Origin of the sequence: Bacillus cereus group sp. BfR-BA-01380, from assembly GCF_022663535.1 — a bacterium.
In the GTDB taxonomy this organism is placed as follows: Bacteria; Bacillota; Bacilli; order Bacillales; family Bacillaceae_G; genus Bacillus_A; species Bacillus_A cereus_BB.
The window spans coordinates 1-12563 of record NZ_JAKUFS010000021.1 but is presented as its reverse complement, the minus strand read 5'-3'; the positions used below and the strand labels follow the sequence as shown (position 1 = coordinate 12563).

Below are 12563 nucleotides of genomic sequence, written 5' to 3'. Positions count from 1 at the left end.
TGATATATCTATTATAAATGAGGTGACCTTAAATATGGGGAAAGTTCAAATTTCAGGGGAAATTATTGATACAAAAGCTGTTGCTTTCGATAAGGACGGTACGTTATTTCAAGCTATCCCGTTTTGGTATGAAATTGATAGACTGAGAAAACATAAATTTTCACAAATCGCCGGCGAGGGATACGAATCACTTTGGGAAAAAGCAGTTGGTTTTGTACATCCTGATCAAGTTGATTTTACAGGATTATTAGCAGTTGCCCCTGAAAGTGATGAAATCATTGTTACCGCGAGCTTGTTATATCAAATTACAAAATATCCATGGCATCGCTGTAAAGAACTTGCCGCTGCCATTTTTAAAGAAAGCGATGAAGAGTTATGCATCGAAAAAGCTTTTCATCCGATTCAAGGAGCAGCTGATTGTATAAGTTCCTTGCAAAGTGACGGAATTTATACAGGCATTTTAACATCAGACAATACATTACGAACAAAAAAGTGTATTGAACTTCTCGGTGTGCCACCTCTGCATTTTCTTCTTACTCCAGAAGATGTAACATGCGGAAAGCCAAACCCAGAGATGATTATAAAAACATGCACACAACTTGGCATTGAAACAAAGGAACTCGTTATGATTGGCGATACTGTTGTGGATGTAAAAATGGCTAAAGAGGCAGGGAGTATTGCTGTAGGGATCGCAAATCACGAACACGCAATAGAAGAGTTAACACCGTATGCTGATTTTATCATTACAGATTACACTGACATTCAAATGTTAACTAAAAAAACACAGTAGGAAAAACTGTCTACTGTATTCGTATCATAACTATATAAATTTAAAAAACGTTACTCAAAGATACACATTCTTTAAGTAACGTTTCTATTTATAGTGGCTGTTCATGTTCGTTCTCCTCTAATTTATCACGCAGCACTCTGGCACGGTAGAAAAAATAAAATGAGCCGCCTAAAAAAGTAACAATCACACCCATCATAGCAAATATTTGCGCCGTTTCTTTTTGTCCATTTGGGAGTAACAAACCGAGCATTAAAAATGCACTTAGTGCTAACATGACTTGACCGAAACGAATATAATCAGCAATTTTTTGCTGCAATTCTTTCATTCTTCAATCACTCCTCCTTTTCACTGTATCATATTTTCATCGTTTCGTAGGCAAGTAAATACAGCCAATGAGGGAGAAGTTTTCCACCATATATACATACAAATTGAAAAAACAGGATAAACGGCCTTTTCCTGCCACGTGCCATAAGAAAACAAAGAGAGAAAGCAAGTAGCGGTCTCTTTTCGCTCTGCATAGCAGTTACTTACATGTTGAAAGATTAAAAAAAGAGCCGTAATCAATACGGCTCTTTCTCATTTATACACCTTTATATGCTTGCTTATATACTTCTTTTAATTCTGAAATAAGCGGTAATTTCGGATTTGCTGTTGTACATTGATCTTCAAATGCGCGTTCAGAAAGTACATCAACAACCGCTTCAAATGCTTCTTTTTCAACACCTTGGCCAGCAATGCTCATATTAATATTTAATTCTTTTCCAAGAGCGATAATAGCTTGTACTAATGATTCTACTCCTTCTTCCACTGTACGTGCTGGAAGTCCAAGCATTCTTGCAATATGTGCATAGCGCTCATCTGCAATAAAGTGCTCATATTTTGGGAATAGTGCATGTTTTCTTGGTTTGATTGCATTATAGCGAATGACATGCGGCATTAAAATGGCATTGGCACGTCCGTGCGGAATATGGAATTCCGGTCCCAATTTATGTGCTAAGCTATGGTTAATACCAAGAAATGCATTTGCAAATGCCATACCAGCCATTGCTGATGCATTATGCATTTTTTCACGAGCCTCTTCATCATTGCCATCTTTATATGCACGCGGTAAATATTTAAACACAAGATCCATTGCTTTTAAAGCTAATCCATCTGTATAATCATTTGCCATAATCGATACGTACGCTTCAATTGCATGTGTTAAAACATCCATTCCTGTGTCAGCAGTGATATGTGGCGGTACTGTCATAACAAACTGCGGATCCACAATGGCAACATCTGGTGTTAATTCATAATCAGCGAGCGGATATTTGATATTATTCTTTTTATCTGTAATAACCGCAAATGGTGTCACTTCTGAACCTGTTCCAGATGTTGTCGGAATTGCAACAAACTGCGCCTTATCTCCTAGTTTTGGATATTTACATGTACGTTTTCTAATATCTAAAAACTTTTGTTTTATACCAAAGAATTCTGTTTCTGGGTGCTCATAAAATAGCCACATTCCTTTTGCTGCATCCATCGCTGATCCGCCACCAAGAGCAATAATAACGTCCGGTTTGAAGCTTCTCATCATTTCTGCACCTTTAAATACAGTTTCATCTGACGGATCTGGTTCTACTTCAGAGAATATTTCTACTTTTACATCATTTCTATGTTGAGCTAAATAATGCGTCACTACATCAATATACCCAAGCTGCACCATTCCAGGATCTGTTACAATGAATGCGCGTGAAATGTTCGGCATACTTGCTAAATATTGCGTAGCGTGTTTTTCAAAATAAATTTTTGGCGGCAACTTGAACCACTGCATATTCTTTTTTCTATTTGCAAGTCTCTTTACGTTCATTAAATGTGTTGCCGTTACGTTTTGAGAAACAGAGTTCTTTCCGTATGATCCGCATCCAAGTGTAAGCGATGGAATGAAAGCGTTATATATATCACCAATTCCGCCTTGTGCTGACGGAGCATTTATAATAAGACGACATGCTTTCATACGTAGTCCAAACTGTTTTTGTACTTCTTTATTTGTAGAATGAATTACAGCAGAATGCCCTAATCCGCCAAGCTCTAACATATTTTCACAATGCTGTAATCCATCTTCTAATGAACTCGCTTTTATACAAGCTAATACTGGACTTAATTTTTCACGAGATAACGGATAAGCTGCACCGACTCCTTTAATTTCAGCTACAAGCATCTTTGTGTCTTCAGGCACTGTAATCCCTGCTAATGCTGCAATGTAATGTGCGGATTTCCCAACAATATCACTATTTACTGCACATGTATTCTCATTAATAACAAGCTTCTCTAGTTTTTTTCGTTCCTCTTCTGTCACAAAGTAACAATTATTTGCGATCATTTCTTGTTTCACATCATTATAGATTTCTTTGTCCACAATAATCGCTTGTTCAGAAGCACAAATCATACCGTTATCAAACGTTTTCGATAAAATCACATCATTTACAGCACGTTTCACGTTCGCTGATTTTTCCATATAGCATGGAACGTTACCTGGTCCTACCCCTAGAGCTGGTTTACCAGTAGAATATGCTGATTTCACCATTCCTGCTCCTCCAGTTGCTAAAACAAGCGCTACACCTTCATGATTCATTAATTGTTTTGTTGCCTCAACAGAAGGCTTTTCAACCCATTGAATACAGTTCTCTGGTGCACCAGCTTTCACTGCAGCATCGCGCACTGTTTTTGCAGCTGCGATAGAACATTGCTGCGCTGAAGGGTGGAATGCAAAAATAATTGGATTTCTCGTTTTTATCGCAATAATTGCTTTAAACATCGTTGTTGATGTTGGATTTGTTACTGGCGTTACCCCAGCAACTACACCGACCGGCTCTGCAATTTCTATTACTTCCTCATGTGGATCCTCACGAATAATCCCCACTGTTTTATCATTTTTTATACTATTCCAAATATATTCAGTTGCGAAAATATTTTTGATACATTTATCCTCATACACACCGCGGCCCGTTTCTTCAACAGCCATTTTCGCAAGCGGCATATGTTGATCCACACCCGCAAGTGCCATTTCATGTACAATTTTATCAATTTGTTCCTGTGTAAAGCCTTCTAATGCATGTAAAGCTTTTTGACCTTTCTTTACTAACGTCTCAATCATACCTGTAACTTCTTGCATTTCATTTACAACTTTCTCTTTGACTACCATGTAATTTCCTCCTATTCTGCTGTTGGACTCATAAAGTCCCTAAGGGTCTAAATATGTCCCTATTAGCTTAAAAAAATAGAACTACCTTTTCTACATGAATTTTATTATTTGTGAAATGTTTCACATGATTATGTGTGAAGCATCTCTCTTTATGCTTTTACTATACACTAGATATTTATATATGTGTGTGTCTAATTTGTGAAAAGTTTCACAAACTGGACGGAATAAACAAACACTACTTCTATATAAATCTGTTTTCATGTTTCGACATCTTTGTCTAGCTCTGCCTCCTAAGCCCTCATGTCTAAGAACCTTCCACACGAGAAGGTAAAAAACACCTTCTGTGTGAAAGAACCTTAGCCAACAAGCTTAAACAGTCGGCTCCGCTTTTCTTTATAAGTTGCTGCTATCCAGAATACATCATGACCGCTACTAGCTTGCTCCTTTTGTTTTAAACCATGGCATGTGGTAGGAAAAGGCCCTGACCGCTCCTATGCCCGGCCAAATGCTCTGGTCTCCTCCCATAAAAAGAAGGAGGTTTTTATGTCGTTTTTTAACTTATATACATATAGTGCTTGTTCCCTTATGCTAGCGCTCGTGCTAAATCTTCAATTAAATCTTCTCCGTCTTCAATTCCAACTGAAATACGAATTAATGTATCTGTAATTCCTAGTTCCGCACGGCGCTCTGCTGGAATAGAAGCATGTGTCATTTGCGAAGGAATAGAAATTAAGCTTTCTACTGCTCCTAAACTTTCAGCAAGTGTAAAATATTGTACTTTTTCAAGTATAGTGTTTAATGTTTCTTGACTATCTACATCAAATGAAATAATTGCACCGAAGCCATTTGCCTGTTCTGCTGCTAAGTCATGGTTATGGTGAGCGCTAAGTCCTGGGTAATACACTTTATTTACTTTCGGATGATTTTGTAAAAACTCAGCAATTGCACGAGCATTTGCTTCATGCTCTTCCATACGCACTCCTAATGTTTTTAAACCACGTAGTAATAAAAAGCTATCTTGTGGTCCTAAAATACCACCTGTTGAGTTTTGTACAAAGTGAAGATCTTCTGCTAACTCTGCGTTATTTACAGCTACTACCCCAGCAACAACATCACTATGACCGCCTAAATATTTTGTTGCACTATGAAGGACAATATCTGCACCAAGAGAAATTGGTGTTTGCCAATACGGTGTCATAAATGTATTATCAACAATTGTTAATAAGCCTCGTTCTTTAGCAAGTGCTGCAATTTGTTTCATATCCGTAATTTTTAAAAGCGGATTTGTCGGTGTTTCAACATAGATAGCCTTTGTATTTGGAAGAATCACTTCTTTTACTTCTTCTAAGTTTGTTGTATCAACAAATGTATGTTCAATACCAAAGCGATTTAATACTTTTGCCATTACGCGGTACGTTCCGCCGTATACATCATCTGTTAAAATAACATGATCTCCTTTAGAGAAAAGCATCATGACCGCTGTAATTGCTGCCATACCGGATCCGAATGCAAATCCTGCATAACCATTTTCAAGAACCGCAATTGTTTCTTCAAGAGCTGAACGAGTTGGATTTCCTGTACGTGAATATTCGTACCCTTTATGATTTCCTACACCGTCTTGTTTGTACGTACTCGTTTGATAAATCGGTACAGTCACAGCTCCAGTTAAAGGTTCTCCGATATGAATACCATGAATTAACTTCGTTTTTGTTCTCATTTTATTCCCATCCTTTGTATATATGCTTACTCAAATAGCGTTCGCTGCTATCTGGAAAAATGGTTACAATATTTGTTCCTGGCTTTGCTTTCTCCGCTTCTAATAAGCTTGCATGAAGTGCCGCCCCCGAAGAACTGCCAACGAGGAGCCCTTCTTTTTGCGCCAGGTGTTTAACACGTGAAAATGCATCACGATCCGAAATCGTATGAATAGCATCAAAATAAGTTGGATTAAGAAATGACGGTATAAACTCCAGCCCAATTCCTTCTGTCTCATGAGAACCGGCTTCGCCCCCATTTAAAATAGAGCCTTCTGGTTCAACAATTACTGTTTTAATTTGTTGATTTTGTTCTTTCAAATATGATGCTGTTCCCATAAATGTTCCACCAGTACCAGCACCAGCAACAAACGTATGAATGTTTCCGTCTAGTGCATCCCACAGTTCAGGACCTAATGTTTTATAGTATGCACGTGGATTTGCTTCATTCGCAAATTGACACGGAGAATACGAATTCGGAATTTCTTTCAAAAGTTCTTCTGCTTTTCCAATAGCACCTGTCATCCCTTTTGACGTTGGCGTGTGAACAATCGTTGCACCAAGAGCTTTCATAAGTTCTTGTTTTTCAATACTAAATTTTTCCGGAACGCAAACGATAACATGTAAATCATGCTCAAGTGCTGCCAGTGCCAGTCCGATTCCTGTATTGCCAGCTGTTGGCTCAATAATTGTTCCACCTGGCTTTACAAGCCCTTTCGTAAGAGCATCCTCAATTAATTCTCGACCTAACCGATCTTTCACACTTCCACCTGGATTGAAAAATTCAAGCTTTGCGAAGATTCGAACACCTTCTGGAAGTAAAAAGCGCGTAATCTCAACGAGTGGTGTATGTCCGATTAGGTCATGAACACTGCGATACACTTTCATCGTATTTCCTCCTTACCTAACCCTTCAAAAGAAAAAGGCAACTGTATGTATTTTCTATATATGAAACAGTTGCCTTTTTGCTACATTACTTTAACTCTTCTAATACGTTTACAATAAAGTTTGTAGAATGAAGAGCTGCTTGATCTAAAAATTGGTCAAATGAAACGTCTGATTCCTTACCAGCAATATCAGAAAGTGCGCGAATGATTACAAATGGCACTTTATATTGATAACATACTTGTGCAACTGCCGCTGCTTCCATTTCTACTGCATACAAATCAGTAAATTTCTCACGAATACATGCAACGCGGTTTGGATCGCTCATGAAAGAATCTCCCGTTGCAATCATACCTTTTACAACTTGAATATCATTAGCTGTTTGCATACATTTTTCAGCTAATGTAACAAGTTCTGCATCTGCTGGAAATCCTGCTGGCATTCCTGGTACTTGACCGTATTCATAGTCAAATGCTGTTACATCTACATCATGATGACGTACTTCTGTTGAAATGACCACATCACCCACGTTTAAAGAATGATGGAATCCACCAGCTGAACCTGTATTAATGATTTTTTCCGGTTGATAACGCTCTAATAAAATCGTCGTGGACATCGCTGCATTCACTTTTCCGATACCAGATTTTAACAAGATCACTTCATGCCCTGCTAATGTACCTTTCGTAAATTCACAACCTGCAACTGTTTCTGTTTCTGCTTGTTCTAACTTGTCACGTAAAATACGTACTTCTTCTTCCATAGCTCCAATTACAGCAATTCTCAATCTAATCCCTCTTTCTATTGCTTCGTTGCCTCCATTACCCAAACATAATGATTCATACGAGTAAATGTGACGTGAAAGCCATTGTTTTCAAAAATAGATTGCATGACTGGAATACGCGTATAATATTCCGTTTGTAAATCATTTGCTAACTCATGAAATCCTCGCTGCTGCGCATATTCAACAGTTTTATCATATGCTTCCTGATCTACAAATATCGTGTCAGCAAACACTATTTTACCACCTTTATTTAGCAGTTGACCATACTTCGCAATCGCTACATTTTTTTCTTCATCAACTAGGTGATGAAAAGCATATGTGCTAACGATTGTATCCACATGCGAGGGAGTGACAAAGTTCAAGAAATCACCTTCTGTAATCGATACTTCTTTCGGAAGCTTTTGCTTAGCAATTGTACGCATTTCTTTTGATGGCTCTATACCGTGAACAGCGCGACCAGCAGCTAATAATCTATTTGTTAAATTACCAGTACCAACGCCAAATTCTAAAACATTACCAAAAGATTTATTTACTACATCCTCTAAAATCTCCTCATAATGAACGAAAACTTCTTTATATTGTATATCTTCACCCTGTACGAAAGAATCGTACGTATGAGCCCATTGATCAAATAGTTCATTAAATTCTGTTCCCATAGAAAATTCCCCTTTTTCTTATCGGATTTATCAGTATAATATTCCTTATCCATCAAAAAGTCAACAAAAATGCACATGGTATTTCTTAGTTTTCTTTGATAAACTATACTATGAACATGCAGAAAGAGGTGTTCTTCATGTCATTTACATTCGAAATGATGGAAGATAAAGTTGAGTTTTTTGAGGCAGCTAGCTTAGCATTGCTAGAAAAGAAAATCAATGAACAAATTGATAATAATAAGGCACTTATGCTAGAAGTACATCACGTTTCACATCAAATGATGATGGATCCCGAAAGCAAACGACCATATTATAGCGCTGTTGTTCACTTTAAATTGAAAAAATTACGCTAAAAAAGGAGAGAGGCTCTATGACCTCTCTCCTTTTTAGTTCAGGGTTTGAACAAGCGTTGGTTTCCAGCCCTCATTCTCTACCCAATCAATATTTACATAATATTTGTTTCCTGATTGTTTATCTTGTACGTTTCCGTATGCTTTCTGTTTCCCGTTATGTCCAATACGGCGAATCACCAACTGATCTGCTGGGATATCAATTGCAGAAGCAATCGCCTTCATCATCTCATTCCAGTCAGTGCTTCCTTTTTGGAACGTCATTGCTGGCGATTCCCCTTGCTCAGTACCAACTGGTTTCCAAGCTTGTTTTGTATATGCTTCTTTCGCTTGTGCCATTGTTTTCTCTGCAGGTACTTTTTCATCCTCTTTTGCTTTCGCTTCTTCTTCCGCTTTCTTCTTTGCTTCTTCTTCTTTCTTCTTAGCCGTTTCTTCTTTTTCTTTCTTTTTTGCGGCTTCTTTTTCTTTTTCAGTTTGCTGCGTTACTTTTTTATCACTAGAAGCAGCCTGCTCTGTATTATCAGAAGTAAAGAATAGTTGATATGCTACAATTATTACCGCTAATAACACGATACCAATTGCAATATTCAATATACCATTTTGGCGACGCCTTTGTTGTTTTTGTTGAAATCTAGTTCCTCCTGCCATTATTCAAACCTCCATGACAATTTTCATACTTGTTATTGTAACATCAAATGCACAAAGGTTGAAGGAGTAGGACTATTTTTTCACAAAATGAAAATATTTCTTATCACTTTCTCTATTGTTCCCACTTAGCAATCGCCTTCACATAATCAGCGAAAATACGTGTTACCACATTGTCTTGTCTATTTGTTTCTAAATCAACGACAACTAACGCATACCGAGGGTTCTCATATGGAAAATAACCAGCAAACCAACGATTTTCGCGATTGTCTTTCCCTGTTTGTGCGGTTCCTGATTTTCCCGCTATTGTAAATGGTAATGATTGATACGCAGATCCTGTACCGTTCGGTTCCGTTACAACACTTCTTAGCAACTGCTGTACTTTCTTTATCGTGCTTCTTTGGAGTGTTTTCCCTCCCAACATATGATCTTCAAAATGAAATAAGTTCGTTCCATTTTTATATGTAATATCTCTAACAGCTTTTACTTCCTTCTTTTCGCCGCCCCTTGCAATTGTTGCCATCATACTAGCAACCGCTAAAGGTGAGATCTTTACATTCTTTTGCCCAATTGCCGTTTGAGCAATTGCCTTATGACTCCTCTTAATTTCTTCTTCATTCCAAACAATTGCTTTCTTTTCTTCTAGCAATTGTTTAAAGTGAGACGTATGAAACAATTGACCTGTCCATCCTACCGTCTCGCTCGCTCCTAGTGCCTCTAAATACGTTTCCATTATATGTTTATCCTTTTGCATCAATTCGCCACCAAGCACTGCAAATGTCCTGTTACAACTCCTTGCAAAACTCTCTGTAAAACTTAATTTTCCCATCATAATCTGCTGGGCACGTTCGCCATATAAATCTGTATCACAGTTAAACATACGATGAGATTGAATAATTCCTTGCTCAATTGCCGCCGTTGCAATAACTGTTTTAAAAACAGAACCAGGAAAATGCGGCGCTAGCATCTGATTTTCCATGCTCTGTTTATATGTACGTTGATTGTTCATCTGCAAGGATGGTGTACTCACCATTGCTACAATTTCACTCGCCTGTACATCCAATAATACTAATCCGCCCTTTTGCAACCCATACTTTTTCACGAGTTCTTCTGCTTTTAGTTGCAACCATTTGTCTATTGTTGTTTGAACTGTAACTGGATAAAAGGGGTTTCCAGGCGCGATATATTTCGCATGGTCTCCAAAAATCGGCTCCCCTTGCCTATCTATTTGATACAGCACTTTCGTTTCACCGTCAGTCATTAAAAATTCATCAAATGACTGCTGTAATCCAGAAATACCGATGGGAGTTTTCCTAGGTAACTTTTTTAATTTCTCATAACGCTTTTTAAACTCTTTCTCATTTTCTCCGACTACACCGATCAGGTGCTCTGCTTCTCGGCTTTGTTGCATTCTTACTTCGGTTGCTACCATACCTAACATACCGGTACGGTTCACCTTTTCCATTTGTTCTTTTGTTAACGGAAAAGGACGATCATCTTTTTGAAATATAAATGGTTTACTTCTACTTTTCATCTGCACTTGAATATCTTTGCGAGATACACCAATTATATGGGCTATTTTCTCTAACATATCATTGTTTATTTGTAAAAATGGAAAAACAACTAAAACTGGATATCTTTCTTCTCCAAGATTTTCTCCATTTCGATCAATAAAACGTCCCCTGCCATCGTCCACTGTGACTGCTTGTGTACGCTGGTTAACACTCTTTTCTATTAAATTAATATGTCTATCTGTAAATGACTCAGTAGCTATAAGCTGTATTTGCATCAACCTACCAATTAGTAATAATATAATGGACATAAAACATACTAAGATGATAATCATTCTCCGCCTGATTTTCATAAAAAAACACCTCGTCTTTTCAGTTTAGACGAGGTGTCATTCCTTTTATACAAAACAAGCTATTATTAGAGTTTATCCCGCTATTCGTGGGCAGTAATACTCCCACCTCAAAATTCGGCGAAAGCATTGTCCAGTTCCAGTGGCTAGAATGTTCGGTGGCTTGGCTTCTTCCTCACATTCTGGGCGAGCCACTTCCACATTTCTTTGTTGTCCAGCTCTAGCGGCTAGAATCTCCGGTCGTTTCGCCCCCTCGGACGAGGCAAAAAGCGCCTCTCCGCCCTGTGCGTGGGCGTCCTGCGATTCTGAGCGAGCCGCTTCCGCCTTTCTTAAGAAGTTAGGTGGGAGATAAACTGCCCGTAAAAGCCCGATTGGTGAGGGCTGATAATCAGTGGGGGATGAAGAAAACCCCCACTGATTAAAGTTTCACTTTATATTTTTCTTATATAGTTTTTATTGATCTTTTGGCATCTTTAAAAATTTCTTAAGAATCGTTTTATAGCTCTCTTCATCTATTCCTGAATTTTTCGCAACCTCAATTGAAGTAGCTGTTACTTGAGCTGCTGCTTTTAAATATTCCGAATGTAAAGCATTCATTTCATTTCTTTTTTCACTTGCGTTTTCAACCGTTACAGAATCAATACATACAATCATTTTGTCTACTATCTTTAAATAATTATTTTCTGCGTCAATTAGCTTTTGAATTTCACCTTTATTACTTATTTTAGATTGTTTTAAGAAAGTATACGCTTGATTCACTTCATCTTTGAAAAGCTTATCATTATTCTTTGCCTGTTCTTGTAACATCGTCTTCATATCATCTATTGTCTTTTGATCCATTGTACCCTTTAACAAATACTCCGGATTACCAATCGCATAATCATACTTGATCGTTACATCTTGAAACATTCTCATTACAATAGCTAACTGATATTCTGGATCGAAATCTTCAAATTTCTCTCTCTTTTGTTCTTTTCCTAATTCTTGTTTTCCCTTTTCGCTAGTCGAATTTTTTGAAGATGCAGACGCCTCTTCCTTTTTTTCTTCTTGTTTCGGTTTCGACTCATTTGATGCACTTGTTTTATCATTAGATCCACATGCAGCTAATCCTGTCATCATAACACCACAAGTAAGTGCTACAAATAATTTTTTGTTCATAAACTTCCCCTCTTTCCTATCCCCTTTAAAATTCCTTTACACTTCAAAACGTAAAGAAATTCTTCAACTATAATATCAGAATGAAAGTCCTTATATTGTCATATTATGTCGAATAAAATAACAATTCCTTCAAGGATAGTTCCACCTTCTTTTTTATCCCGCTATTCGTGGGCAGTAATACTCCCACCTCAAAATTCGGCGAAAGCAAAGAAGTTAGGCGGGAGATAAACTGCCCGTAAAAGCCCGATTGGTGAGGGCTGATAATCAGTGGGGAATGGAGAAAACCCCCACTGATTAAAGTTTCACTTTATTGATCACACTATTTGATATAAAACTTGGTACTGTGAATCTTGAAATGGGGGATAAATAAAAAAGGTTCACTCCTCAGTAAAATGTACCCTATAGAATAGACACTTAAAAAAAGTCTGTTCTATAGGGTATTTCTTGTATAATAGGAGAAAAATTAGAATCGGAGAAATTTCAAAATGACGAAAAAACT

11 protein-coding genes are annotated in these 12563 nt (G+C 37.6%); 2 read left to right on the top strand and 9 right to left on the bottom strand.

Annotated features, from left to right (window positions below; all coding sequences use genetic code 11):
* Nucleotides 1-34: 34 nt before the first annotated feature.
* Nucleotides 35-790, top strand: coding sequence for an HAD family hydrolase (locus MR076_RS18015; protein WP_242222822.1), 756 nt, complete (start codon nucleotides 35-37; stop codon nucleotides 788-790).
* An 88-nt stretch (nucleotides 791-878) separates the two neighbouring features.
* On the opposite strand, the gene MR076_RS18010 is transcribed toward MR076_RS18015, so the two are convergent.
* From MR076_RS18010 to MR076_RS17985, 6 genes are all read right to left on the bottom strand, one after another.
* Nucleotides 879-1115, bottom strand: a complete 237-nt coding sequence (locus MR076_RS18010; protein WP_242222819.1) for a YrhC family protein — start codon at nucleotides 1113-1115, stop codon at nucleotides 879-881.
* Nucleotides 1116-1370: 255 nt separating this feature from the next.
* On the bottom strand, nucleotides 1371-3974 hold the full coding sequence (adhE, locus tag MR076_RS18005) for a bifunctional acetaldehyde-CoA/alcohol dehydrogenase (RefSeq protein ID WP_242222818.1): 2604 nt from the start codon (nucleotides 3972-3974) through the stop codon (nucleotides 1371-1373).
* A 583-nt stretch (nucleotides 3975-4557) separates the two neighbouring features.
* Nucleotides 4558-5691: a bifunctional cystathionine gamma-lyase/homocysteine desulfhydrase gene (locus tag MR076_RS18000; protein WP_242222815.1), complete on the bottom strand. Its 1134-nt coding sequence runs from the start codon at nucleotides 5689-5691 to the stop codon at nucleotides 4558-4560.
* A 1-nt stretch (nucleotide 5692) separates the two neighbouring features.
* Nucleotides 5693-6616, bottom strand: a complete 924-nt coding sequence (locus tag MR076_RS17995; protein ID WP_242222812.1) for an O-acetylserine dependent cystathionine beta-synthase — start codon at nucleotides 6614-6616, stop codon at nucleotides 5693-5695.
* 85 nt (nucleotides 6617-6701) lie between these two features.
* Complete coding sequence (gene mtnN / locus MR076_RS17990; protein WP_242222810.1) at nucleotides 6702-7397, bottom strand: 5'-methylthioadenosine/S-adenosylhomocysteine nucleosidase; 696 nt, start codon at nucleotides 7395-7397, stop codon at nucleotides 6702-6704.
* A 14-nt stretch (nucleotides 7398-7411) separates the two neighbouring features.
* Nucleotides 7412-8050, bottom strand: a complete 639-nt coding sequence (locus MR076_RS17985; RefSeq protein ID WP_242222809.1) for a class I SAM-dependent DNA methyltransferase — start codon at nucleotides 8048-8050, stop codon at nucleotides 7412-7414.
* Between the two features lie 137 nt (nucleotides 8051-8187).
* Between MR076_RS17985 and MR076_RS17980 the strand changes: the two genes are divergently transcribed.
* On the top strand, nucleotides 8188-8403 hold the full coding sequence (locus MR076_RS17980) for a YrzA family protein (protein ID WP_242222807.1): 216 nt from the start codon (nucleotides 8188-8190) through the stop codon (nucleotides 8401-8403).
* 33 nt (nucleotides 8404-8436) lie between these two features.
* Here the strand turns inward: MR076_RS17980 and MR076_RS17975 are convergent, their stop codons facing one another.
* From MR076_RS17975 to MR076_RS17965, 3 genes are all read right to left on the bottom strand, one after another.
* Nucleotides 8437-9048, bottom strand: coding sequence for a YrrS family protein (locus MR076_RS17975; protein ID WP_242222804.1), 612 nt, complete (start codon nucleotides 9046-9048; stop codon nucleotides 8437-8439).
* A 112-nt stretch (nucleotides 9049-9160) separates the two neighbouring features.
* Nucleotides 9161-10909: a peptidoglycan D,D-transpeptidase FtsI family protein gene (locus MR076_RS17970; protein ID WP_242222802.1), complete on the bottom strand. Its 1749-nt coding sequence runs from the start codon at nucleotides 10907-10909 to the stop codon at nucleotides 9161-9163.
* 450 nt (nucleotides 10910-11359) lie between these two features.
* Complete coding sequence (locus MR076_RS17965; protein ID WP_242222800.1) at nucleotides 11360-12064, bottom strand: hypothetical protein; 705 nt, start codon at nucleotides 12062-12064, stop codon at nucleotides 11360-11362.
* Between the last annotated feature and the right edge of the window lie 499 nt (nucleotides 12065-12563).

Bases quoted from the DNA above. Each gene is read 5' to 3' on its own strand.
- MR076_RS17970 (WP_242222802.1), bottom strand. From the start codon at position 10,909: ATGAAAATCAGGCGGAGAATGATTATCATCTTAGTATGTTTTATGTCC.
- MR076_RS17965 (WP_242222800.1), bottom strand. From the start codon at position 12,064: ATGAACAAAAAATTATTTGTAGCACTTACTTGTGGTGTTATGATGACA.
- adhE (WP_242222818.1), bottom strand. From the start codon at position 3,974: ATGGTAGTCAAAGAGAAAGTTGTAAATGAAATGCAAGAAGTTACAGGT.
- MR076_RS17980 (WP_242222807.1), top strand. From the start codon at position 8,188: ATGTCATTTACATTCGAAATGATGGAAGATAAAGTTGAGTTTTTTGAG.
- MR076_RS17985 (WP_242222809.1), bottom strand. From the start codon at position 8,050: ATGGGAACAGAATTTAATGAACTATTTGATCAATGGGCTCATACGTAC.
- MR076_RS17975 (WP_242222804.1), bottom strand. From the start codon at position 9,048: ATGGCAGGAGGAACTAGATTTCAACAAAAACAACAAAGGCGTCGCCAA.
- MR076_RS18015 (WP_242222822.1), top strand. From the start codon at position 35: ATGGGGAAAGTTCAAATTTCAGGGGAAATTATTGATACAAAAGCTGTT.
- MR076_RS17995 (WP_242222812.1), bottom strand. From the start codon at position 6,616: ATGAAAGTGTATCGCAGTGTTCATGACCTAATCGGACATACACCACTC.
- MR076_RS18000 (WP_242222815.1), bottom strand. From the start codon at position 5,691: ATGAGAACAAAAACGAAGTTAATTCATGGTATTCATATCGGAGAACCT.
- MR076_RS18010 (WP_242222819.1), bottom strand. From the start codon at position 1,115: ATGAAAGAATTGCAGCAAAAAATTGCTGATTATATTCGTTTCGGTCAA.